We start from the raw sequence: 23,917 nt of genomic DNA on the forward strand, positions 1-23,917 counted from the left end.
CGCGCCCCGGCGCGGGCGGGCGAGCGCGCGTCCTACGCTGGAGGGGTGGCCAGCCTTCGCGAATCCCCCGTCGACGCCCCGGACGCCCACGAGCTGCTGGCCGAGTACTTCCGCTCTCGCGCGGTCGGCTTCGCCGCGCAGGACGCCGTCTACACCACGACCTTCCCGCAGCCCGCGGCGTTCGTGCCCCCGGCCGGGGTGTTCCTCGTCGTGGAGGACGAGGACGGCCGGCCGGTCGGCTGCGGCGGCATCCGTCTGATCCCCGACGGCCCGCACGGCACGCGCTACGAGGTCAAGCACCTCTACCTCCGCCCCGAGACACGCGGTCGCGGCTGGGGTCGGGTGCTCCTCGACGGTCTCGAGGCGCGCGCTCGTCAGCTCGGCGCTCGCGAGCTCGTGCTCGACACCCACCACTCGCTCGAGGCGGCCGGCGCTCTCTACGCCCGATCCGGGTTCGAGTCGATCGAGCCCTACAACGACAACCCGAACGCGAGCCGCTGGTACGGCAAGACGCTCGACTGAGTCGGTGCGTCAGACCGGGTAGACCTCGGGGAGACCGGTGCGCAGCTCGAACGGCAGGTGCGCCATGTCATTGTGCGAGAGCAGCGTCCACGGACGCCCCTGCTTCTGGGCGATCACGGTCAGACCGCAGTGGGCCTGGTTGAGCGTCATCCAACGCCATTCGGGCGCCTGGAGGACCTCGCGCACGAACCAGGCGATGACGACGTTGTGCGTGATGATCAGCTCGTGGACCTCGCCGCGCTTGCGCACCAGGAACTCGCTCGTGGCGTCGGCCATCTGCGCGCCGCCGGCCTCGATCTCGGCCTCGGTGACGGAGCCGAAGAACGGCTCGTACGCGGAGGGCGTGTCCTCGGTCATGCCCGTCGGCACGCAGTCGAACAGCAGCGCGGAGGGCTCCGGCGCGAGGGAGGGCATCCGCTCTCTGACGGCCTGCGCGGTCTGGCTCGCGCGCTCGAGCGGCGAGTGCCAGACGGCGTCGAACGGCACCCCCGACAGCCGATCGGCGAGGAGCGCGGCCTGACGCCGCCCGCGCGGAGACAGGCGGCCGTCGACCAGTCCGTGCTCGGCATCCTGGTGCTCGCCATGTCGCACGAGGTAGATGTAGTGCGTCACGCAGCTCACTCCGTCGGGGGTCGCGTGCCCCGACGGGACACTCACCCAGCCTACGTCACGGAATGATCACGGCCGGGCCTCGGCGGCCGGTTGACCTATTCGGACGCGCGGGCGATGTCGGACAGCTGCGCGCGGCTGAGGCGCACCCCGACGCCCTGCACGAGCTCCTCGACGTGCTGAGGCGCATAGGCGTTGACGATGGGGGCGGTGACGAGCTTCTGCGCCAGGAGCCAGGCGACCGCCACGGCGGCGTCCGGCACGCCCAGCTCGGTGCCGACGGCATCGAGCGCGCGCAGCGTGCGACTGCCGCGTCGGTTGAGGTTCGCGGCGAGCTGGGCGCCGCGAACCGACAGCGCGCCGCGCAGGCGGGTGCGCTGGCGCCCGGCGAGGAACCCGTGCTCGAGCGCGTGCGACGGGGTGACCGCCATGCCCTGCGCGCCGGCGACCAGACGCAGATCGGAGTCGAACTCATGGCGGCGCAGGACGTTGAAGGGCACGTCGAGCACGCTGATCCGAGGGAAGCCGGCCGACGAGAAGATCCGCGCCTCGACGAGCTGCGCGGCCGTGTAGCCGATCGCACCGAGGGCCCGCACCTTGCCCGCCTCGACGAGCCATTCGGCGGTGGCGAGGGTGTCTTCGAGAGCCGACGTCGAGTCGGTGGTCGCATCGAGATAGAGCACGTCGATGCGGTCGGTACGGAGCCGGGTGAGGGATGCCTCGACCGCGCGGATCAGATTCACCGGTCCGAGCCCGGGGTTGTCGGCGTGCCCGCCGATGCGCACCGCGAGCACCACGTCCTCTCGAAGGCCGCGGGAGTGCAGCCACTGGCCGATGATGTGCTCGCTGCGCCCTGCGGCGAAGCTGTCGGAGGTGTGCACCGCGTTGCCGCCGAGCTCGACGTAGCTGTCGAGGATGTCGTGGCTGGACTCGAGATCGACGTTCCAGCCGAACTCGGCGCCGCCGAGGATGAGCGGGAACACGTCGATCCCGCTGTCGCCGAGCGCGACGCGCACGTTCTGCCCGACGGGCGGGCCCTGGACCGGAATGGGGGCCGACGGGTGGACACCGGGTGCCACGGCGGGGGCGGCATCCGGGCTCGGTGAGGAGAGCGTCGAGTCAACGCCGAAGAAACCCATGTGTCACCCCCTCACGCCGCCTCCCGATGGAGGCTTCGTGATCGCCTGTTCCGCACCCCCCGGCGCGTATCTATGAGGGTAGGACAGTCCGGACAATCCCCTGCCCGCTGACGCGTACTGTCGGTAAATATTACATAACGCTTTCATCACGGCGCGGCGAGGAGCATCCGCTTGTCCCCCATTCGGGGGACTTTCCGTGGCGATCCGGGTCACAATGACGGATGCCCGCCCCCTCCGACAAGGTGGGGACGGGCATCCGGACAGTGCTGTCAGCGGCTATCAGCCTTCGGCCGGGGCGTCGCCCGGGCCCTCGCTGGCCGCGGCGCGGCCTTCCTGGTCGGCCGACTCCTCGAGCACGGGCTCCAGCGAGAGCTTGCCGCGGTCGTCGATCTTGGTGATCTTGACGAGCAGCTTCTGGCCGACGCCGAGGACGTCCTCGACGTTCTCCACACGCTTGCCGCCGGCGAGCTTGCGGACCTCGCTGACGTGCAGCAGGCCGTCCTTGCCGGGAAGGAGCGAGATGAACGCGCCGAACGTCGCGATCTTCACGACGGTTCCGAGGAACTGCTCGCCGACCTCCGGGTTGGTGGGATTGGCGATCGCGTTGACCTGGGCGCGGGCGGCCTCGGCCGAGGGGCCGTCGGTCGCGCCGATGTAGACGGTGCCGTCCTCCTCGATGGAGATCTGCGCGCCGGTCTCGTCCTGGATGGCGTTGATCGTCTTGCCCTTGGGGCCGATGAGCTCGCCGATCTTGTCGACCGGGATCTGCACGCTGATCACGCGCGGAGCCGTCGGAGCCATCTCGTCGGGGCCGTCGATCGCGGCGTTGAGCACACCGAGGATCGTGAGGCGCGCTTCGTGGGCCTGCTGCAGCGCGGCAGTCAGCACCGACGACGGGATGCCGTCGAGCTTCGTGTCGAGCTGGATCGCGGTCACGAACTCGCTCGTGCCGGCCACCTTGAAGTCCATGTCGCCCAGGGCGTCCTCGGCGCCGAGGATGTCGGTCAGCGCGGCGTAGCGCGTCTGGCCGTCGACCTCGTCGGAAACGAGGCCCATCGCGATGCCCGCGACCGGGGCGCGCAGCGGCACACCGGCGTTGAGCAGCGACAGGGTCGAGGCGCACACGGAGCCCATCGACGTCGATCCGTTGGAGCCGAGAGCCTCGGACACCTGACGGATCGCGTAGGGGAACTCCTCGCGGCTGGGCAGCACCGGCACGAGGGCGCGCTCGGCCAGGAAGCCGTGCCCGATCTCGCGACGCTTCGGGCTTCCGACGCGGCCGGTCTCACCGGTCGAGTAGGGCGGGAAGTTGTAGTGGTGCATGTACCGCTTGTGCGTGACGGGCGACAGCGAGTCGATCTGCTGCTCCATCTTGAGCATGTTCAGCGTGGTGACGCCCAGGATCTGGGTCTCGCCGCGCTGGAAGATGGCCGAGCCGTGGACGCGTGGGATGACCTGCACCTCGGCGTCGAGCGGACGGATGTCGGCCAGGCCGCGACCGTCCATGCGGACGCCCTCGGCGAGGATGCGGCCGCGGACGATCTTCTTCGTGACGGACTTGTAGGCGGCCGAGAACTCGAGCGTCGCGACGGCCTGCAGCTCGCCGGACTCGACGGCGGCGAGCAGCTCCGCCTTGACGGCGTCCTTCAGCTCGTCATCGGCGTTCTGGCGCTCGATCTTGTCGGCGATCTGGTAGATCGGGACGAGCTTGTCGTACGCACGGTGCGCGACGAAGTCGTAGGTCTCCTGGCTGTACGGCAGGAAGACCGGGAACTCCTTGATCTCCTTCGCCGCGGTGTTCGCGACGACGTTCTGCGCGGCGACGAGCTGCTTGATGAAGGGCTTCGAGGCCTCGAGGCCCTCGGCCACGACCTGCTCGTTCGGCTTGGTGGCGCCGCCCTTGATCAGGTTCCACGAACCCTCGGTGGCCTCGGCCTCGACCATCATGATCGCGACATCCTCGTTGCCGTCGGCGTCGGTGATGACGCGGCCGGCGACGATGAGGTCGAACACGGCCTCCTCGAGCTGGGTGACCGTCGGGAACGCGATCCACTGGTCGGCGTTCTCGCCGTGGCCCGGGATGAGCGCGAGGCGCACACCGGCGATCGGGCCGGAGAACGGCAGACCGGAGATCTGGGTCGACAGCGACGCCGCGTTGATCGCGAGCGCGTCGTAGAACTCGCCGGGCGCGATCGAGAGGACCGTCACCACGATCTGGACCTCGTTGCGGAGACCGTCGACGAACGACGGGCGCAGCGGGCGGTCGATGAGACGGCAGACGAGGATCGCCTCGGTGGAGGGGCGTCCCTCACGGCGGAAGAACGAGCCGGGGATCTTGCCCGCGGCGTACGAGCGCTCTTCGACGTCGACGGTGAGCGGGAAGAAGTCGAAGCCTTCGCGCGGGTGCTTTCCGGCGCTGGTGGCCGAGAGGAGCATCGTCTCCTCGTCGAGGTACGCGGCGACGGCACCCTGTGCCTGCTGCGCGAGTCGCCCGGTCTCGAACCGGACGGTGCGGGTGCCGAAGCGTCCGTTGTCGAGGACGGCTTCTGCGGCGGTGATTTCTGGACCTTCCAAGAGGTCTCTCCTTCTTTGTTTTCACTCGCGCACCCGTGTGGTGCGCGAGCTTTCGCGAAGGAGCAGGAACAGGCAGATCTCGGCGCGCGGCGATTGCCGCGGATCGCGCCAGCACTGGCCACCAGTAGAAATCCACCCGGCGCGGACGCGACGAGGAGACCACCACAGGGGACCAGCTAGCTGCCGGCCTGCTCCGTGAGCTCATGTTGAATTGAGCGGATGCCCGGGGGCAACCTTTCCGATCCTACCAGTGCGACCCGTCCCGGCCCTATCCGAGGCAGGGCTTGCGCGGATCGGCGATGACATCGTCGCCGGGCGTGCGTAGGGTGGGAGTCATGAGCACCGACGAGAAGCCGGCGGGCGCGGCATCCGATGAGATGAAGCGCAAGTTCAAGGAAGCACTGGACAAGAAGAACTCGCAGCACCGGGAAGGCGAATCGCACCTCGACGGCGACTCCTCGATCCACGGCACGCACGGCGCAGTGACCAAGCGCGAGTTCCGCCGCAAGAGCGGCTGACGATCGAGGCCGGCATGAGCGACTTCCGAGAGCGGATCCCCGACGACGAGCGCGACGTGCCGCTCGACGACGACACCGAGTTCGAGCTGCCGCCCGCGACGCTCGACCCGATGGAATCCGTCGAGGAGCAGGTCGACGAGCTCGACCTGGAAGAGCGCGAGTCGGCGATCGAGTCCGGCGAGATCGACCCCGGAGCGTGAGCGATGGCGCATCCCGGCCCCCGGAGGGTGCCGGGGCTGTGACGGGCGACGCTGCGGCGCGCGCGTCCGAAGCCGTGCCCGACCGCGTGCGACGACTGCGCCGCGAGGCCTACGGATTCGCGATCGGCTCGCTGTGCTTCTTCGCGGGCGCGCTTCCGCTCTACGCCGACTGGGCGGGCGCGGTATGGACGAACCTCACGTTCTTCGCCGGCTCGATCTTCTTCACGTCCGCCGCGCTCATCCAGCTGCTCCTGAGCGGCCGCCGTCCGCCCCGCGAGCACACGAACCGCCCCGATCGGGCGGACTGGTGGTCCGCGGCGATCCAGTTCGCGGGCACCCTGGCCTTCAACGTCTCCACGGCGGCGGCGCTGATCGCGGCGATCGCACGCCCCGATGCCGTCGGTGTCGGCTGGCGGCCCGACTTCTGGGGGTCGATCGCGTTCCTCGTGTCGAGCTTCCTCGCCGTCGAGGCGACCCGCGGGCGGGAGCGCCTGTGGGATCGGGATGCCCGCACATGGCACGGCACCGGGCTCAACATGCTCGGCTCGGTGGCTTTCGGGGTGTCGGCGATCGCCGCATTCGTCGTGCCGGCGACGGGCGACATGGTCAGCGAACAGTGGACGAACATCGGGACCGCCGTCGGCGCCCTCTGCTTCTTCACCGCTGCCATCCTTTCGCGCCGGACCATCCACCACGGCGACATCCTGAAGCGACTGCGGCGCCGTCCGTCGGCCTGATCGCGCGGCATCCCGCTCACTGACGGCATCCACGCAGCCGTCCGCATCAGCGGATGAGCTGGGCCTCGCGGTCCCGTGCGCGCTGCTCCTTCGCGTCGGCCTCCGCGACGGCGGCCTCCTCGAGTCCCTGGACGCCGACGGCGTCGGGCGACTCGGACATCCCGTCGTGGTCGCTTCCCGAGAGCGTGTTCTCGTCGAAGGGCAGCTCACCGGCGAGCACACGCCGGGCGCGCACCGCGTCGAACTCCTTCGTCCACGATCCGATCAGCACGGTCGCGACGGCGTTGCCGGTGAAGTTCGTCAGGGCCCGGCCCTCCGACATGAACCTGTCGATGCCGACGATGACCCCGACGCCGTTGACCAGGTCAGGACGGTACGCCTGGAGTCCCCCGGCCAGTGTCGCGAGGCCGGCGCCCGTGACGCCCGCCGCGCCCTTGGAGGCGATGATCATGAAGACCAGCAGGCCGATCTGCTCGGGGATGGACATCGGGGCGCCCATCCCGCTCGCGATGAACAGCGACGCCATGGTCAGGTAGATCGCCGTGCCGTCGAGGTTGAACGAGTAGCCGGTCGGCACGGTGATGCCGACGACGGGCTTGGAGACCCCGAGGTGCTCCATCTTCGCGATCAGACGGGGCAGCGCCGACTCCGAGGACGACGTGCCCACGATGAGGAGGTACTCGCGGGCGAGGTACTTCACCAGGCTGAAGATGCTCACCCGGGTGACGGCGTAGAGGAGGGTCCCGAGGATGCCGACGATGAACACGATGCAGGTGATGTAGAAGGCGACCATGAGCAGTCCGAGGCTCCAGATCGCGGCGATCCCGGTGTCGCCGACGACGGCCGCGATGGCCCCGAACGCGCCGAGCGGGGCCAGCCACAGGATCATGCCCAGGATGCGGAACACCAGCGCCTGCAGGTTCTTGACCGCACGCATGATGGGCTGCCCCTTGGCACCCATCTGCTGGAGCGCGAAGCCGACGAGCAGCGCGATGAACAGCACCTGGAGCACGCTCTCGCCGGTGAACGCCGAGAAGAACGTGGTCGGGATGATCCCGAGGATGAACTCCTCGGTGGTCTTCGCCTCGGCGGTGGCCTCGTAGGTGGCGCTCGCCATGTTGAGGCCCTCGCCCGGGTGGAGGATGTTGCCGACGACGAGTCCGATCGCGAGCGCGAACGTGGACATCACCATGAAGTACAGCAGCGCGAGCCCGCCGATCTTGCCGACGGTCGCCGCCTTGGCGATCGAGCCGACGCCCACGACGATCGTGCAGAAGATGATCGGCGCGATCATCATCTTGATGAGGCTGACGAAGGCGACGCCCAACGGCCTCATCGCCTGCCCGACCTCGGGCCACAGGAGGCCCACCGCCGCACCCAGCACCACCGCCGCGATCACCGCGACGTAGAGCCACGTGTGCTTGTCCCATGCCTGCTTGCCACGGCGCCAGTTGAAGCCGGGAAGGGTGAACGAAGTCGTCCGGGTCGAAAGAGCCATCATCGCCTCCTGAGTGAACAGTCGCTGTCCTCGCGCCGATCCCGAATGGGTCGGTCATGGCCCCCAGCGTGCGGCCTGCCCCCGGCGCCGCCGAGTTGTGGTCGTATTGGTCGCAGGACGCCTGGCCCGAGATCGTCGTCGACGGGCGAGGATGGAGGCAGCGCAGCCACGAGGAGGTCGCATGCCCGCAGATGCCCGCCGGGTCAGCGCCGCCTCGGTCGTCTTCGTCGCCGTCGCGGCGGGGGTGGTCGTGCTGGTCGTGGTGCTCGCCCTGCTCCTCGTGCTCGACGCCCAGCGATCCGCCCGGGCGGAGGCCGAGGAGGTCACCCGGGGCGTGGCGACGTCGATCGCCGTGACGCCCTCGGTGGCCGCGGCGCTGTCCGAGGAGGATCCGGCGACCAGCCTGCAGCCGCTCGCCGAGGCGATCATGTCCGCCGCCGGCGTCGACTTCGTCACGATCATGACGCCGGACGGCATCCGGGTGTCCCACCGCGACACCGCCGAGATCGGCCGCCCGTACCTCGGCACGATCCCGGCCGACGGCTCGTCCCTCACCGAGGAGTTCACCGGCACGCTGGGCCCGTCCGTGCGCACGATCGTCCCGGTGGAGCGCGACGGGACGGTCGTCGGCTGGGTGTCGGTGGGCCGCACCGTCGGCAGCATCGCCTCCGACCTGCTCCCGCGGCTCCCGTTCGTGATCGTCATCGCGCTCGCCGTACTCGTCGCCGGACTCGCGGGCGCCATCCTCGCGCGGCGCACCACTCGGCGCCTCGCCGGCGATCTGCCGGCGGGAAGCATCCGTGACGCCGTCGCCTCGTATGAATCCGTGCGCACCCTCGGCGAGGCGCTCCGAGCGCAGACCCACGAGCACGGCAATCGCATGCACACCGCTGTGTCGCTGCTCGAGCTGGGCCGCACGCGGGAGGCGATCGAGATCCTCACCGAGACCTCCCGGCAGAGCCAGGCGCTGGTCGACCAGGTCGCCGCGCGCCGCGACGGCGACCCCACCGTGGGCGCGCTGCTGCTCGGCAAGGCCGCGCAGGCCCGCGAGCACGGCGTCGACTGGAGCGCCGAGATCGATCCCGCCGCGCCGCGCAGCGTCCTCTCCCCCGTCGACGCCGTATCGGTCGTCGGCAATCTCATCGACAACGCCCTGGACGCCGCGGCGTCGGGCGAGCCCCCGCGCTGGGTCCGCATCGCCTTCGAGCCGGCCGCGCACGACGCGCTGCGGATCGTGGTGTCCGACAGCGGCTCCGGCATCCCGGACGCCCTGCGGGAGAGCGTGTTCGAACACGGGTTCTCCACGAAGCCGGCGGGCGCGGACGGCCGCGGCATCGGCCTGGCCCTGGTGCGCTCCATCGTGGAGGACGCCGGCGGCCAGGTCTCGATCACTCCCGCACCGACGACGTTCACGGTGACACTCCCGGCGAGGCAGCCGTGACCGGCGTGCTCCTCGTGGACGACGACGCCCTGACGCTCGAGCTCCACCGGACGTACGTGGAGCGGCTCGAGGGATTCCGGGTGACGGCCGAGTGCACCGGGGCGAGGGCGGCGATCGCGGCGATCCTCGATCGACCCGTTGAGATCGACCTCGTGCTGCTCGACGTGACGATGCCCGACGGCACCGGGCTCGACGTCCTCCGGCACATCCGCTCCCGGGGGTCCGACGTCGACGTCATCGCGATCACCGGCGTCCGCGACGCCGATGTGGTCCGACAGATGGTCAGCCTCGGCGTATCCCAGTACCTCGTGAAGCCGTTCCCGTTCAGCGTCTTCCGCGAGCGGCTCGAGCAGTACCGCGAATATCGTCGGCGCGCGGCCGAGGCTGCCGGGGCGCCGACCCAGTCCGAGATCGACGCGCTCCTCGGAGCGTTCCGCCCCTCTGTCCCCGTCGCCCTCCCGAAGGGGCTGTCGGCCGACTCTCTGGCCAAGGTGACGGCCGATGTGCGGACGCACGGCCCGGTGTCGGCCGTCGAGTCCGCCGGGCGGCTCGGGATGTCTCGGGTCGCCGCCCGGCGTTACCTCGAGCACCTCGTCGAGGCCGGGCGGGTCGTGCGTTCGCCCCGGTACGGCGGTCCCGGGCGGCCGGAGTCGGAGTACGTCTGGCGGGACGGAGTCTGAGGGGTCCGGGCGCCGAACCGAACGGGTCGGAGCCTCAGGTGCGCGCGCGGGACCGGACGTCGCCGCGCCCTCCGATCACGACGTACCCGGAGTGCTTCGGCGCGAGGCCGTCGCCCGCCTTCCGCCCATGGAGGCGGCGCCATACCCACGGCAGCACGTCGCGTCGCAGCCACGTGCCCTGCGCGACCGGGTCGTCGTCGACATGGAGCGCCGCATCGAGCCCGCCGAGGGCCTCGGCATCGGGCACGCCCAGCACATCGGCCGCACGGTAGGCGAGGAATCGGTGTCCGCGGGAGCGCAGGTGCACGCGATCCGATGCCCACAGCTCGAGGTCGCCGATCGCGGGCAGGGACTCCATGTCGAGCAGGATCGCGCCGGTGTCGGCCGCCACGCGTCGCAGCTCGGACGCGAACGCCGCGAACCGCCGCGCGAGCAGCGCTGCCGCTCTCCGGCGCGGCAGGAACGGCGTGACGAGCAGCACGTCGATTCCCGCGTTCCTCAGGGTGCGAACGGAGGCTTCGACCTCCGCGGCGAGCGCCGCGATGTCGACCGGGCCCCCGACGAGGTCGTTGGCGCCCATCAGGATCGAGACCAGGTCGGGTCTCAGCGCGAGGGCGGCCGGAAGCTGCTCTTCGGCGAGGTCCCGCACGCGGCGGCTGCGGACGGCGAGGTTCGCGTAGCGCAGAGGCTCCGCCGCGGCGCTCTCGTGCGCGAGCAGCTGGGCGAGCCGGTCCGCCCAGCCGCGATGCTGTCCCTCCGGCATGCGCGAGGTGTCGCACAGGCCCTCGGTCAGCGAGTCTCCGAGGGCGACGTAGCGCGACCACCGCGGGCGCACGGCGGGCGGCGTCGGGGGCGCCCCGGGCCGGGTGGCGGCCCGCTGGAGCAGCGCGTCGTCGATGGGCCGCAGCGTCCGCGCGTCTTCGTAGTGCCCGACCAGCTGGCGGCAGAGCGCCTCCCACGTGCGATGGCGCACGGACTCACCCGCGGATGCCGCGAACGCGCGCCGCTTGCCCTCGTCGCCGACGAGATCGACGACGCGCTCGCGCAGGTCGCGCAGGTCTCCGGGGCGGTAGAGCCAGCCGTCTATGCTCGAGCGCACGAGGTCGACCGGACCGCCCACGCCGGTCGCCACCACCGGCACCCCGCTCGCGAGCGCCTCCTGGATCGTCTGCCCGAAGGTCTCGCTCTCGCCGGTGTGCACGAAGACGTCGAAGCTCGCCAGGGCCTCAGCCAGCGCGCCGCCGTCGAGGTGGCCGAGGAAGACGGCGCGGGGAAGCATCCGCTCGAGGGCGGTACGCGACGGACCGTCGCCGACGATGACCAGGCGCGTGCCGGGCAGGTCGGCGACCGCCGCGAGGTCCTCGACCTGCTTCTCGGGTGCGAGGCGACCGACGTAGCCGATCACGGTCTCGCCCGGGGCGATCCTCGCTCGCCAGGGCTCGCTGCGGCGGTCGGGGGCGAAACGGACGCTGTCGACGCCGCGGCCCCACCGACGCAGCCGGTCCACCCCGAGTTCGTCGAGCTGGCGCATCGCCGAGGACGACGGCGCGAGCGTGATCGTGGCGCGGCGGTGCAGCCGCGAGACGTGGCGCCCGACCAGTGCGGTGGCATGCGGCATCCCGTACTTCCGCGCGTACGCCACGATGTCGGTCTGATAGACGGCCACGGCGGGCACGCGGAGCGCGTCCGCGGCGGCGAGCCCCTGCCACCCCAGGACGAACGGCGACGCCAGGTGGATCACGTCGGGTCGGAAGTCGCGGAGGATCGACGTGAGGCGGGCGGCGCGCGCGAACACCACCCGCACGTCGGGATACCCCGGCAGCGGCACCGAGCGCAGCAGCTCGGTGCGGGCGCCGTGGAGGTCGCCGTCGACCGCTCCGGCTCGAGGGGCGATGACGAGGGTCTCGTGCCCTTCGGCTGCGAGGTGGCGCAGCACCTGGAGCACGGAACCCGTCACCCCGTTCATGTGTGGCAGGAACGATTCGGCGAGCAGCGCGACTCTCACGGCTCCAGCGTGACCGGGCAGCGCCCGGCGGATGCCGCGAACCGGCGTTCCGCCACGAGTGTTCACCCGATCCACGCCGGGGCGTCACCTGCCCGACGATCTCGCGACGCGCGTTCGCCGGGCGTTCACCGGGACCTGGTAGCCAGGGGGCGTGACCGAGCAGCTGCTGGCCGAGCTCGCCGCGGGGCCGTGGGCGCTGCCGCTGCTGTTCGTCCTGGTGCTCGGCGATGCGTTCCTCGTCGTCGTGCCGGGCGAGGCCGCCGTCACGGCGTTCGGCGCTCTGTCGGTCACCACGGGGTCGCCGCCGCTCGCCGCGGTGATCGCCGTCGCCGCGGTCGCTGCGATGGCGGGCGACGTCTGCTGCTTCGTCGTCGGACGCACGGTCGGGCTCGAGCGCTGGCGATGGATGCGCACCGCTCGCGCACGGTCGGCGTTCGCATGGGCGCGGGCACGCCTCGATCGCAGCGCCGGCGCGGTCGTGTTCACCGCGCGCTTCATCCCGTTCGCCCGTCTCGCGGTCAACATCGTGGCCGGTGCGACCCGCGTTCCCGCGCCCCGGTACGCCGCGATCGTCGCGGTCGCGGCGTGCGCGTGGGCGGCCTACCAGGCGCTCATCGGCGCGGTCGTCGCCCGGATCCTTCCAGGCGGCCCGGCCGTGGCCGTCATCGCGTCGATCGTCGTCGCAGTCGCGCTGGGACTCGCTCTCGACGCGGTGCTCTCGCGGGTCTGGCGCCGCCGAGACACGCAGGCGGAGCCCGAGGCATGACCCTCGGCGTCGGCGGTGCACGCCAGGATGGACGCGTGGCAGACGCGACCCCGGCCGGATACGACGACGGCTTCCTCGGCATCCCCGTCCCCCTTCCCCGGCCGGTCGGCGGTGCGCGCCTCCACGACCTGCCGTACCCCCGGTTCACCGTGCTGCTCGACCCGGTGCGCCGCCTCGCGGCCATGACCGGCGTCAACATCGACGGCGCGACGCTGCGCGACCTCCCCCGCACCGGCGAATGGGAGCTCGACCCGCGCGTGCCGGCATCCGACCAGACCGGGCCGGCGGTCTACGCCGACAACGACCTCGACAGGGGCCATCTGGTGCGACGCCGCGATCCGGGATGGGGCACGGTCGCCGAGGCCCGCGCCGCGACCGAGGCGACCTTCTCGTACGCGAACGCCGCGCCGCAGGCGGGTGCCTTCAACCAGTCGAAAGAGCTCTGGCTCGGACTCGAGGACCACGTGCTCGAGTACGCCGACACGACCGATCGGCGCGTCAGCGTCTTCACGGCTCCGGTGCTCGCCGCCGACGATCCGCCCTACCGGGGTGTCGGCATCCCGCGCCGCTTCTTCAAGGTGGCGGCATGGGCGTCCGAGGGTGAAGACGGGATGCCGCGGCTCGAGGCCGCCGGGTTCGTGCTCGACCAGTCCGATCTCATCGATGACGCGCAGGGTGTCGTCGCCGTGCAGCGCCTCGGTGCGTACCGCACGTTCCAGGTGCCGATCGCCGACATCGAGGCCCTCACGGGTGTGGATCTCGGCCCGCTGGTCGATGCCGACGTGCTGCAGCCGACGACGCTGCGCGGAGAGGACGCGTGGCTCCCCCTCCGCGCAGCGGACGATGTGGTGCTGGGCTGACGCCTACTCGCCGGCGAGACCGCCGAGCAGATGGCCGAACGAACGCCCCTCGCCGAGATAGTTCGCCGGATCGAACGGGTCGTCGTTCTTCGCCGGTTCGCGCCGGGCGATCGCCTCGGCGAGCTCCCGCGCGCCTCGATCGACGCGTTCGCCGAGCGGCGCGACCTGGTCGCCCGCGGCGCCCCAGTCGCTCGATGCCGCGAACACCCCCGTCGAGACCGGCTCGGCGTGCAGGTACGTGAACAGCGGCCGGATGGCGTAGTCGATCGCCAGCGAGTGGCGGGCCGTGCCCGCGTTCGCGCCGATGAGCACCGGCTTGCCGGTCAGCGCGTCGGGATCGAGCACGTCGATGAACGACTTGAACAGCCCCGAGTAGCTCGTCGAGAAGATCGGCGTCACGGCGATGACCGCGTCGGCCGAGACGACGGCGTTGACCATCGACTCGAGCGCCGGCGGCGCGAACCCGGTGAGGAGGTTGTTCGTGATGTCGTGCGCGTAGTCGCGCAGCTCGAACACGTCGACCTTCACCTCGATGTCGCGCTCGGCGAGCTGCTTCGCGGTCGCCGCGGCGAGCCGGTCGGCGAGGAGACGGGTGGAGGACGGGTTCGAGAGCCCGGCCGAGATGACGGCGATGCGCCGTGCTGCCGTGGTCATGTCACGCCTCCTTGCGGCCGAGGCCGAATGCAGCGCCCGCGGGAGCGGGCGTGTCGCGGTAGGGGCTGTCGCCGACGAGGTTGTCGCCGCGGTTCGCACCGGGAACGGCCTGGCGGGGTGCCGCGTCCCCATACGCCGCCTTCACGAGGTTCGCGTGACTCGGGGCGTCCGGGATGTCGGCCGGGCGGTTCTCGGCGAGCTCCTTGCGGAGCACCGGGACGACCTCGCCGCCGAGGATGTCGAGCTGCTCGAGCACGGTCTTCAGCGGCAGGCCGGCGTGGTCGATGAGGAAGAGCTGGCGCTGGTAGTCGCCGTAGTAGTCGCGCATCGCGGCGTAGCGGTCGATGACCTGCTGCGGAGACCCGACGGTGAGCGGGGTCATCTCGCTGAAGTCCTCGAGCGACGGCCCGTGGCCGTAGACCGGGGCGTTGTCGAAGTACGGACGGAACTGACTGACGGCATCCTGCGACTTCGCGGCCATGAAGACCTGGCCGCCGAGGCCGACGATCGCCTGCTCGGGCGTGCCGTGGCCGTAGTGCGCGTACCGCTGCCGGTACAGGGCGATCAGGCGCTGGTAGTGCTCCTTGGGCCAGAAGATGTTGTTCGCGAAGAAGCCGTCCCCGTAGTAGGCGGCCTGCTCGGCGATCTCGGGGGTGCGGATCGAGCCGTGCCACACGAACGGCGCGACACCGTCGAGCGGCCGCGGAGTCGACGTGAAGCCCTGCAGAGGCGTGCGGAACTGGCCCTCCCAGTCCACGACGTCCTCACGCCACAGGCGGTGCAGCAGGTTGTAGTTCTCGATCGCGAGCGGCAGACCCTGGCGGATGTCCTTGCCGAACCACGGGTACACGGGTCCGGTGTTGCCGCGGCCGATCATCAGGTCGACGCGGCCCCCCGAGACGTGCTGCAGCATCGCGAAGTCCTCCGCGATCTTCACCGGGTCGTTCGTGGTGATGAGCGTCGTGGCGGTCGACAGGATGAGGCGCTCGGTCTGCGCGGCGATGTACGCGAGGGTGGTCGTGGGCGAGGAGGACCAGAACGGCGGGTTGTGGTGCTCGCCCAGGGCGAAGACGTCGAGCCCGACCTCTTCGGCGTGCTTGGCGACGGTGATGGCGTTGCGGATCTTCTCCGCCTCGCTCGGCGTGGTGCCGTTCGTCGGGTCCTCGGTGATGTCGCTCACCGTGAAGATGCCGAACTGCATCTGGGGTGTGATGTCGTTCACGTCGCTCCTCGCGTTTTCTATGCATGTGAATGTATCTCATGCAACGCGGCTTGCGTCAGGATATTCCGATCCGATGGGGAAATGCCGAATCCCGTCGCTGGAACTCGAGGATCGCGGGGTTCCTGACGACGCCGGCGGCGATCTCGGTGGCGCGATCGATCGTCTCGCTCTCCGACCACGCGGCCGGGCCGCCCATCACGACGGGCACGAACCCGAGAAGCGCCTCGCTGATCTCCCAGCTGGCGGAATTCCACAGGTACGACGGACTGTGGTCCACGCCGTAGTAGTTGATCGTGTCGCCGACGGTGAACATCGGGTCGTGGAAGGAGGTCGGTCGCGCCCACTCGAAGCCCATCCCCTCGTCGCACGAGACGTCCACGATGAGGCTCCCCGGACGGAACGCGCCGAGGTCGCTCTCCCGCAGGTAGAGGAGCGGACGGTTGGGATCCTGCAGCGTGCAGTTCACCACGATGTCGCTCTCGGCGAGGAACGGCGCCAGCGGCACGCGCCCGTCGTCGGTGATCACCTCACTGAGGTAGGGCTCGTCGTCGTGGTCGAACTGGATGATGTGCGCCGCATGGATGGGCGAGGCCACCGAGGCCGTCCGCCGGTTGGTCAGCACGCGCACCTCGTGCACGCCGTGCGCGCGCAGCGCGGTCACCGCCCCGCGGGCCGTCGCACCGAAGCCGATCACCACGGCCGTGAGGCGCCGGCCGTAGTCGCCGGTCGAGCCGCACAGCTGCAGCGCATGCAGCACCGAGCAGTATCCGGCGAGCTCGTTGTTGATGTGGAAGACGTGCAGCCCGAATGCGCCGTCCGTCCCCCAATGGTTCATCGCCTCGAAGGCGATGACCGTCAGCCGCTTGTCGATCGCGAGCTGGGTCATCGCCTCGTCCTGGACCAGGTGCGGCCAGCCCCACAGCACCTGACCGTCGCGGAGACGGCGGAGGTCGTCGAGCTGGGGCTTGGGCAGCAGGACCACGTCCGAGGTCGCGATGACGTCCTCGCGCGAGGCGATCCGCCCCACGAGCGGACGCAGTTCGTCGTCGGCGACGCCGAAACGCTCGCCGTATCCCGCTTCGAGGATGACCCGCTCGCGCAGGTCGCCCGGGAGTCTCTCGAAATGAGCGGGGTGGATGGGCACCCGCCGTTCGTCGGGTTTGAGAGACGTGCCGATCACGCCGAGCGTCAGAGCAGCAGCGGACATCGTGGCCTCGTTCCGTGCGGAGGGCAGGTGAGTCCCCGGGATCCCGACGCTACACCCGGCATCGCCGGCATGGATCACACCGTGGACCTCGCGGCGCCGCCGGGCCGCGGCATCCGCTCGATCAGGCCTCGGCGAACAGCGCGAGCATGTCGCGCACCAGCTGGTGCGGCGCGGTCTCGCACGGCGCGTGGCCCGTGGGGTACACCGCGACGTGCGCGCCGATCCGCTCGGCGTACTCCGCGTGCTGCTCGGTGGGCCACAGGTCGGACTCGCCCACCGCGATGAGCTTCGGGATGCCGGTCGCGGCGACCTCGTCGGCGAAGTCGGGAGTCGCCATCATGAGTCCCACCACGTCGTCGATCACGGGCCGCTGGGTGACCGCCATCCGCTCCCGCACGAACGCGATCCGCAGCGGCGGCGTGCGGTTGAGGTTGTAGCGGATCCCCCACAGGATGAGCCCGGCGGCGCGGTGCGGGGGCATGTCGGAGATCGGCCCGATGTGCTTGACCCCCCGGAAGACCTGGCCGGTCGCCGGCGGGGCGGCCATCAGCGTGATGCTCGCGAACAGGTCGGGGCGCTCGACGAGGGCGAGCTCGGCGAGGAGGCCGGCGAAGCTGTAGCCGAGGACGTGCACGGGAGCGGCGCCGTCCTCGAGGATGGCGATGAAGTCGTCGAGGAAGAGCCGGTAGTCGTAGTGCTCGCGGGGCGGGTCGAGGTTCTGCGGGCCCGCGTCGACCGACCCGTAGTGGCCCGCCAGGTCGTACGACTCCACCCGGTAGCCGGCTGCGGCGAAGAGCGGGAACAGGAGGACGAAGTCCTCCTTCGACCCCGCGACGCCGGAGACGAGCAGGACCCGGGGCGCGTCGGGGTCGCCGAGGCGCACCCGCGCCAGGTCGCCGCTCGGCGCGGCGAACATGTCGTGGACCGTCCCCTCGGGGAACACGCGCCAGTCGATGTCGGCAATGGCGCGGTCTTTCGCGAGAGCGTCGTCGATCGTTGTCATCGCGCGGAAGACTACCCCTCCGGGAGCCCTGCGAGCTCATCCTGCCTCGGCGCGTAGTCGATGTGACCGCCGTCGGCGTCGAATGCCTGCACCGGGCGCCGGGACGACCAGCGCTCCCACCCGGGGTCGCCCTCGATCACGAACGACACCCACGCGCCGTGCATCGCGTCGGCGAGCGCACGCGGACCGTCCGGTCCGCCGAGCGCGATCGCGTCCGGCGTGTCGAGGAGATCGAACACGAACCCGAGTTCCATGGCGTGCGCGGCGCCGAGGCCGTCGACGGGACTTCGCCACCGGAACTCGTACACCCACGTCGGCGCGCCGCGGTCCGTTCGGCTGTCGGCGAACCGCGTGATCGGGCCGCGCAGCAGCACGTCGGTCATCACCTCGCCGAGCAGCTGACCGGGCGACGCGTCGGGGCTTCTTCGGCGATGTGCCTCGAGCACCCGCTTGGGCACGCGCGCCGCCATGCGCGCCAGGGCGAGCGTGGCGGCGGTGATGCGATCGATCGCGCCGCCGGGGACGAACCAGAGACGGTACTCCTCGCTGGTGGAGCCGATCAGCACCGGGATGCCGCGTCCCGCGCCGGCGAGCAGCGAATCGAGCGGGTTCACCGGCACGGCCGCGCCGCCGATCGCGAGCGCGACGGTCGGCCCGCGTCCGAGCGGAGACCCGCCGGCCGCCACCTCCGTCTGTGCCGCGACGAGGTCCGCCGGTGCGACGGCGGCGAACCCCGCCCGCGTGGGCGCGACGCCGAGACGCTTCGCGATCGCACGTGTCATCCGGCTCGCCTTCTTCGGCGGCTGGGCGACCAGCGGACCGCTCTGAAGGATCGCGCGGTCGAACAGCTCCGCGGCGTGGGGAAGCGCGAGCAGCGCGGTGAGCGTGTTCGCGCCGGCCGACTGCCCCATCGCCGTCACGCGGCCCGGATCGCCCCCGAATGCGGCGATCTCGCGGCGCACCCAGCGCAGCGCCGCCTGCTGGTCGAGCACGCCGAGGTTCTGCGGCACGCCGTCGAGCACCCCGAAGCCCTCCTGGCCGAGCCGGTACTGGACCGACACGAAGACGATGCCGTGACGCGCGAACGTCGTGCCGTCGTAGCCCGGGAGCGCAGCCGAGCCGCGGCTGAGCGCGCCGCCGTGCACGTACACGAGGACGGGCAGGGGCCCGCGCTCGGCGCGATCCGACGGCGTCCAGACGTTCACCGTGAGGACGTCGTCGCCCGCGACCTCGACCGTCGGCAGGTACGGGGCGAGCGTCGGCGGATAGACGGCCTGGGGCGCGGTCGGGCCGAAGGCCGAGGCATCCCGCTCCCCCTCCCACGGCTGCCGAGGGGCCGGAGCGCAGAAGCGCTGCTCGCCGACCGGCGGCTCCGCGTACGGGATGCCGAGGAACCGGTCGATCCCGTCCTCTCTCACCCCCCGCACGAGCCCGCTCGAGACCGACAGGACGGGGGAATCGGGCATTCGGTGCTCCTCGGCGACGTCGCGGGTTCTCGGCGCCGCGCTGACGACGGCCGAGACCCCCAGGATAGGGTGGCTTCGCGCCATGACCGATCCAGCGAACGCCGCGAGCGCGGCATCCCCCGCTTCCCCGCCCACCGGGAGCACGGGCGCCGTGCGCGTCAAGCGACGGGTTCCGTTCTGGGACAACGCCCGCTTCGCCTGCATCGTGCTCGTGGTGCTCGGGCACTCGGTGCAGCGGCTCACCTACGACTCCGACATCGCGCTCGGGCTCTACCTGCTCGTGTACGCGTTCCACATGCCGGCGTTCGCGATCATCTCGGGCTACTTCTCCAAGTCGGATCCGCCGAGCCGCCGGCAGATGGCACGCGTCGTCACCGACATCCTCCTGCCGTATGTCATCTTCGAGGGCCTCTGGACGCTGACGAAATGGCTCGTCGAGGGCCGCGCCAACCCGAACATCACCGAGCCGTCCTGGACGCTGTGGTTCCTCCTCGCGCTCGGCATCTTCCGGCTGGTGCTGCCCTACCTGGCGCTCCTGCGCTGGCCGCTGCTGTGGACGGTGCTGATCTCGGTCGGCGCCGGCTACCTGCCCAACATCGATTCGACCTTCTCGCTCTCGCGGACGCTCGGGCTCCTCCCGTTCTTCACCCTCGGCTGGTGGCTGCGCGAGCACGACGTCGTGGAGCGGCTCGGGCTCCTCGCGCGGCGCCGCTGGGGGGCGACGCTGGCCGCGATCGGCCTCTTCGCGCTCGCCGGCTGGGCGGCCTGGTTCTTCGTCGACGACTGGCGCGCGATGAACCTGCGCGAGTGGCTCTTCTACGACGACAACTACGCCGCGCTCGGCGGCACGCAGTGGTGGGCCGGCGGTGTGCGGCTCGCGCTCATGGTCGTCGCGATCGTGCTCAGCGCCGCCTTCTTCGCGCTTCTCCCCCTCGGGACGCACTGGTGGACGCACTTCGGCCAGTACACGATGTACGTCTACCTGCTGCACTCCTTCGTGCTGTATCCGTTCCGCGAGTCCGGGATCCTGCGCGACCTCGAGCCCACCTGGCTGTGGCTGCCCATCGTGATCGTCGCATCTGTGCTCATCGCCCTGGGCCTCGCGACCCGGCCGGTGCGCACGGTGTTCCGCCCCCTCGTCGAACCTCGGCCCGGCTGGCTGTTCGCCGACCGTACGCTGGCCGGTCGCGAGGGCCGTCGCAGCGACCCGACGGGCTCCCGCCGCCCGCGTGAGCAGCCGAAGCCGCCGCGGACGCACGCCGATCCGCGCCAGAACGGGTGAGCGACCACAGCGACGTCGGCGCGTCTCCGAACGTCGGCGACGCCCTGTACGGTCACGGGGTGAGCGACGACACCACCGACCTGCGCGACGAGGCCCTTGCAGCGCTGCGCCGACTGGTCGACCGAGACGACGCCTCGTTCCACGACGGCCAGTTCGAGGCGATCGAGACGCTCGTGCAGCAGCGCGCCCGAGCGCTCGTCGTGCAGCGCACGGGATGGGGCAAGTCGGCGGTCTACTTCGTCGCGACGCTGCTGCTGCGTCGCCGCGGCACCGGGCCCACCATCCTCGTCTCGCCGCTGCTCGCCCTCATGCGCGACCAGGTGGCGGCGGCCGAGCGGGCGGGCGTGCGCGCGGCCAGCATCAACTCGGCCAATCCCCTCGAGTGGGCCGGCATCCTCACCCGCCTGGGCGACGACGAGATCGACGTGCTCCTGGTCAGCCCCGAGCGTCTGAACAATCCGCGCTTCCGCGATGAGCAGCTGCCTGCTCTGATGGCGCGCGTCGGCCTGCTCGTCGTCGACGAGGCGCACTGCATCTCCGACTGGGGCCACGACTTCCGGCCCGACTACCGGCGCCTGCGCGACCTCATCGCCGGCATGCCCGTGGGCGTCCCGGTGCTGGCCACGACGGCCACCGCGAACGAACGTGTCGTGCACGACGTCGAAGAGCAGCTCGGCGCCGGCGGGGTGGGGGTGCTGACGATCCGCGGGCCCCTCGCACGCGAGTCGCTGCGCCTCGGCGTGCTCCGGCTGCCGGATGCCGCGACCCGCCTGGCGTGGCTGCTCAGCCACCTCGGCGACCTTCCGGGCAGCGGCATCATCTATGCGCTCACCGTTTCGGCGGCCGAAGACACCGCGCGCCTGCTGCGCGAAGCCGGCCACGAGGTGAGGGCGTACACCGGGCAGACCGACACCGCCGAGCGGGAGGAGTCCGAGCGGCTGCTGAAGGAGAACCGGGTGAAGGCCCTGGTCGCCACGAGCGCGCTCGGCATGGGCTTCGACAAGCCCGACCTCTCGTTCGTCATCCACCTCGGGGCGCCGTCGACGCCCGTCGCGTACTACCAGCAGGTCGGCCGCGCGGGGCGCGCGACCGCGCGGGCCGACGTCCTGCTCCTCCCCGGACCGGAGGACCAGGCGATCTGGCAGTACTTCGCCACATCGTCGATGCCCGACGAGGGGAAGGCGAAGGCGGTGCTCGACGAGCTCGCCCACGAGGGAGGTCCCCTCTCGACCGTCGCGCTCGAGGCCCGGGTCGACATCCGTCGCAGCCGGCTGGAGCTGCTCCTCAAGGTGCTCGACGTCGACGGCGCGGTCGACCGCGTGCAGGGCGGCTGGCTCTCGACGGGGGCGCCGTGGACCTACGACGCGGAACGGTACGGGCGCATCGCGGAGGCGCGGACGCGCGAGCAGCAGTCCATGATCGAGTACGAGACGACGTCGGGATGCCGCATGGAGTTCCTGCAGCGGGCGCTCGACGATCCGGCCGCCGCACCGTGCGGTCGCTGCGACAACTGCACGCAGGCCTGGTATCCGACCGATCTCTCCCCCGAGACGACCGCGGCCGCCGACGCCGCGATGAACCGCGTGGGCGTGCTGGTCGAGCCGCGCGCCCAGTGGCCCAGCGGCATGATCCGCCTCGGGATCGACCTGCGCGGCAACATCGCCCCGGGCGAGCGACTCGAGCCGGGCAGGGCCCTCGCACGGCTCACCGACCTCGGGTGGGGCGGGCCGTTGCGCGCTCTGTTCGCGCCCGGGGCGCCCGACGCGACGGTATCGCCCGCGATGGCGGCAGCGTGCGTCCGCGTGCTCGCGGACTGGGGCTGGGAGACCCGGCCGGCGGCGGTGATCGCGATGCCGTCCCGCGCGCACCCGACGCTGGTGGCCTCGCTGGCCCGCACGATCGCGGAGGTCGGCCGTCTTCCCCTCCTCGGAGCGCTCGAGCTCACCGGCACCGGTCCCGGCGGCGCCGGCGGCAACAGCGCGTATCGGCTGGCGGGTGTGGCCGACAGCTTCGCCGTGGGTCCGGCGCTCGCGGGTGCGCTCGCAGGGCTCGAGGGCGCTCCGGTGCTGCTCGTCGACGACCTCGTCGACAGCCGCTGGTCGATGACTGTCGCCGGGCGCCGGCTGCGCCAGGCAGGCGCCGGCCCGGTGCTGCCCTTCGCGCTGGCGGCACGGGCCTAGCCGCCGCGAGCACCTCGGTGGAGGCGCGTCAGGCGAACAGCCCCGCGCCGACGAACGACCCCGGCGCGACGCCCGGAGGAACCGCCCAGATCCCCGATCCGACGTGACGGAGATACTCGTTCATCACATCGCTCGACAGAGACCGCTGCACCCGCACGAACTGCTCGGGGTCGCGCTGGAACGACAGGAAGAACAGCCCCGCGTCGAGCCTGCCGAGATCGTTGTTGCCGTCGACGAAGTTGTAGCCCCGCCGCAGCATCCGGACGCCGCCGTTCGTGTCGGGATGGGCGAGCCGCACGTGGCTCGCCGCGGGGATGACGGCCGCGCCCGAGGCATCCGTCGCCGTGAAGTCGGGCTCGGTGAACTCGCTGCCGCCCGAGAGCGGCGCACCCTGCCCCTTGTCGCGTCCGATGATCGACTGCTGCTCCGACAGGCGCACACGGTCCCACGTCTCCACGAGCATGGCGATCTTGCGCGCGACGAGGTATGAGCCGCCGGCCATCCAGACCGGCTCGTCGGATGCCGCGACCCACACGTGGTCGTCGAGCGCCGCCCGGTCGTCGGCGAGGATGTTGGCGGTGCCGTCCTTGAACCCGAACAGGTTGCGCGGCGTGGACTGCCCGACCGTCGTCCGCGAGGTGCGGCCGAAGCCGAGCTGCGACCAGCGCAGCCGTGCCCGGCCGAACGCGATGCGACTCAGGTTGCGGATGGCGTGGACGGCGACCTGCGGGTCGTCGGCGCACGCCTGGATGCACAGGTCGCCCCCCGAGGCGTCGGGGTTCAGATCGTCGCCGAGGAACGCCGGGAGCCGCTCGAGCGAGGCCGGGCGCTGCCCCGCGATGCCGTAGCGGTCCGCGCCGTCGAGCTCGAACAGGGTGGGACCGAACCCGAACGTGATGGTCAGGCCGCTCGCCGGGAGCCCGAGCGCCTCGCCGGTGTCGTCGGGCGGTGCTTCGAGCGATCCGCCGACGGCGCCGGACGCGCTCACGTCGAGCCCCTGGGTCATGCGCGCGGCGGCATACGACCAGTCCTGCAGCAGCGTGACGAGGTCATCGCGGTCGGTGCGTGCCATCATGTCGAACGATGCGAAGTGCAGGTGGTCCTGCACCGGGGTCGTGATCCCTGCCTGGTGCGCCCCGTAGAAGTCGTAGACGGATGCCGCGGCATCCCGTTCCTTCGCCCGCCCCACGGCGACGCCCGCGGTCGCTCCCGCGGCGGCGCCGACGGCGAGACCGGCCGCGCCGGCCCCCAGGGCGAGGCCGAGGAGCCCGCGCCGCGAGACGCCGGCGGACGCCTCGACCGGCCCGGCGTCGTGCGCCAGGCTCGTCGATGAGGTGTCGTCAGGACGGATCAT

The 23,917-nt window shown here is 71.3% G+C and carries 21 protein-coding genes; 10 read left to right on the forward strand and 11 right to left on the reverse strand.

The genetic code is table 11. The annotated features are described in order from the left end of the window. Positions 1–45 precede the first annotated feature (45 nt). Positions 46–522: a GNAT family N-acetyltransferase gene (locus EER34_RS00340; protein WP_127472613.1), complete on the forward strand. Its 477-nt coding sequence runs from the start codon at positions 46–48 to the stop codon at positions 520–522. A 9-nt stretch (positions 523–531) separates the two neighbouring features. On the opposite strand, the gene EER34_RS00345 is transcribed toward EER34_RS00340, so the two are convergent. The 3 genes from EER34_RS00345 to EER34_RS00355 form a co-directional block, all read right to left on the reverse strand. Then, positions 532–1,134, reverse strand: a complete 603-nt coding sequence (locus tag EER34_RS00345; protein WP_127472614.1) for a histidine phosphatase family protein — start codon at positions 1,132–1,134, stop codon at positions 532–534. 95 nt (positions 1,135–1,229) lie between these two features. After that, positions 1,230–2,270 (reverse strand): aldo/keto reductase, encoded by a 1,041-nt coding sequence (locus EER34_RS00350; protein ID WP_127472615.1) that lies wholly within the window; start codon positions 2,268–2,270, stop codon positions 1,230–1,232. Positions 2,271–2,549: 279 nt separating this feature from the next. Further along, positions 2,550–4,844, reverse strand: coding sequence for a polyribonucleotide nucleotidyltransferase (locus EER34_RS00355; RefSeq protein ID WP_127472616.1), 2,295 nt, complete (start codon positions 4,842–4,844; stop codon positions 2,550–2,552). 335 nt (positions 4,845–5,179) lie between these two features. Between EER34_RS00355 and EER34_RS00360 the strand changes: the two genes are divergently transcribed. From EER34_RS00360 to EER34_RS00370, 3 genes are read left to right on the forward strand one after another with little or no spacing between them, the layout of a single operon-like run. Continuing rightward, positions 5,180–5,362 carry a DUF5302 domain-containing protein gene (locus EER34_RS00360; protein ID WP_127472617.1) on the forward strand — a complete coding sequence of 61 codons (183 nt, stop codon included), beginning with the start codon at positions 5,180–5,182 and terminating at the stop codon, positions 5,360–5,362. Positions 5,363–5,376: 14 nt separating this feature from the next. Continuing rightward, the gene (locus EER34_RS00365; RefSeq protein WP_127472618.1) at positions 5,377–5,562 is read left to right on the forward strand and encodes a hypothetical protein; all 186 of its coding nucleotides are present in this window, start codon (positions 5,377–5,379) and stop codon (positions 5,560–5,562) included. A 38-nt stretch (positions 5,563–5,600) separates the two neighbouring features. Then, positions 5,601–6,299: a YrhK family protein gene (locus EER34_RS00370; protein ID WP_240642051.1), complete on the forward strand. Its 699-nt coding sequence runs from the start codon at positions 5,601–5,603 to the stop codon at positions 6,297–6,299. Between the two features lie 46 nt (positions 6,300–6,345). Here the strand turns inward: EER34_RS00370 and EER34_RS00375 are convergent, their stop codons facing one another. Further along, entirely contained in the window at positions 6,346–7,797 is a 1,452-nt protein-coding gene (locus tag EER34_RS00375; RefSeq protein ID WP_127472619.1) for a cation:dicarboxylate symporter family transporter, read from the reverse strand. A gap of 181 nt (positions 7,798–7,978) precedes the next feature. Here EER34_RS00375 and EER34_RS00380 point away from each other — a divergent pair, with 181 nt between their 5' ends. Both EER34_RS00380 and EER34_RS00385 read left to right on the forward strand, forming a co-directional pair. Then, positions 7,979–9,238 (forward strand): sensor histidine kinase, encoded by a 1,260-nt coding sequence (locus EER34_RS00380; RefSeq protein WP_127472620.1) that lies wholly within the window; start codon positions 7,979–7,981, stop codon positions 9,236–9,238. Next, positions 9,235–9,918 carry a response regulator gene (locus tag EER34_RS00385; protein WP_127472621.1) on the forward strand — a complete coding sequence of 228 codons (684 nt, stop codon included), beginning with the start codon at positions 9,235–9,237 and terminating at the stop codon, positions 9,916–9,918. Before EER34_RS00380 ends, EER34_RS00385 begins: the two co-directional genes overlap by 4 nt. Before the next feature lie 34 nt (positions 9,919–9,952). Here the strand turns inward: EER34_RS00385 and EER34_RS00390 are convergent, their stop codons facing one another. Beyond that, positions 9,953–11,923, reverse strand: a complete 1,971-nt coding sequence (locus EER34_RS00390) for a GDSL-type esterase/lipase family protein (RefSeq protein WP_127472622.1) — start codon at positions 11,921–11,923, stop codon at positions 9,953–9,955. Positions 11,924–12,074: 151 nt separating this feature from the next. On the opposite strand from EER34_RS00390, the gene EER34_RS00395 reads away from it, so the two are divergent. Both EER34_RS00395 and EER34_RS00400 read left to right on the forward strand, forming a co-directional pair. Beyond that, on the forward strand, positions 12,075–12,689 hold the full coding sequence (locus EER34_RS00395; protein WP_127472623.1) for a DedA family protein: 615 nt from the start codon (positions 12,075–12,077) through the stop codon (positions 12,687–12,689). Next, positions 12,686–13,549, forward strand: coding sequence for a DNA/RNA non-specific endonuclease (locus EER34_RS00400; RefSeq protein WP_127472624.1), 864 nt, complete (start codon positions 12,686–12,688; stop codon positions 13,547–13,549). The genes EER34_RS00395 and EER34_RS00400 overlap by 4 nt, the downstream gene beginning before the upstream one ends. A 3-nt stretch (positions 13,550–13,552) precedes the next feature. Here the strand turns inward: EER34_RS00400 and EER34_RS00405 are convergent, their stop codons facing one another. The 5 genes from EER34_RS00405 to EER34_RS00425 all read right to left on the reverse strand — a co-directional run bounded on the left by EER34_RS00405 (position 13,553) and on the right by EER34_RS00425 (position 19,101). After that, positions 13,553–14,203 carry an FMN reductase gene (locus EER34_RS00405; RefSeq protein ID WP_127472625.1) on the reverse strand — a complete coding sequence of 217 codons (651 nt, stop codon included), beginning with the start codon at positions 14,201–14,203 and terminating at the stop codon, positions 13,553–13,555. Position 14,204: 1 nt separating this feature from the next. Beyond that, positions 14,205–15,404 (reverse strand): LLM class flavin-dependent oxidoreductase, encoded by a 1,200-nt coding sequence (locus tag EER34_RS00410; protein ID WP_127474211.1) that lies wholly within the window; start codon positions 15,402–15,404, stop codon positions 14,205–14,207. Positions 15,405–15,480: 76 nt separating this feature from the next. Next, positions 15,481–16,632 (reverse strand): N(5)-(carboxyethyl)ornithine synthase, encoded by a 1,152-nt coding sequence (locus EER34_RS00415; RefSeq protein ID WP_127472626.1) that lies wholly within the window; start codon positions 16,630–16,632, stop codon positions 15,481–15,483. Positions 16,633–16,753: 121 nt separating this feature from the next. Further along, positions 16,754–17,635: an alpha/beta fold hydrolase gene (locus EER34_RS00420; protein ID WP_127472627.1), complete on the reverse strand. Its 882-nt coding sequence runs from the start codon at positions 17,633–17,635 to the stop codon at positions 16,754–16,756. Positions 17,636–17,646: 11 nt separating this feature from the next. Beyond that, entirely contained in the window at positions 17,647–19,101 is a 1,455-nt protein-coding gene (locus tag EER34_RS00425; protein WP_127472628.1) for a carboxylesterase/lipase family protein, read from the reverse strand. A gap of 82 nt (positions 19,102–19,183) precedes the next feature. Here EER34_RS00425 and EER34_RS00430 point away from each other — a divergent pair, with 82 nt between their 5' ends. Then, positions 19,184–20,383, forward strand: coding sequence for an acyltransferase family protein (locus tag EER34_RS00430; protein ID WP_127472629.1), 1,200 nt, complete (start codon positions 19,184–19,186; stop codon positions 20,381–20,383). Between the two features lie 59 nt (positions 20,384–20,442). Then, positions 20,443–22,563, forward strand: coding sequence for a RecQ family ATP-dependent DNA helicase (locus tag EER34_RS00435; protein WP_240642053.1), 2,121 nt, complete (start codon positions 20,443–20,445; stop codon positions 22,561–22,563). 28 nt (positions 22,564–22,591) lie between these two features. Here EER34_RS00435 and efeB read toward each other — a convergent pair whose 3' ends face one another. After that, positions 22,592–23,917, reverse strand: a complete 1,326-nt coding sequence (gene efeB / locus EER34_RS00440; RefSeq protein ID WP_127472630.1) for an iron uptake transporter deferrochelatase/peroxidase subunit — start codon at positions 23,915–23,917, stop codon at positions 22,592–22,594.

Source organism: Microbacterium sulfonylureivorans (assembly GCF_003999995.1).
Lineage (GTDB): Bacteria > Actinomycetota > Actinomycetes > Actinomycetales > Microbacteriaceae > Microbacterium > Microbacterium sulfonylureivorans.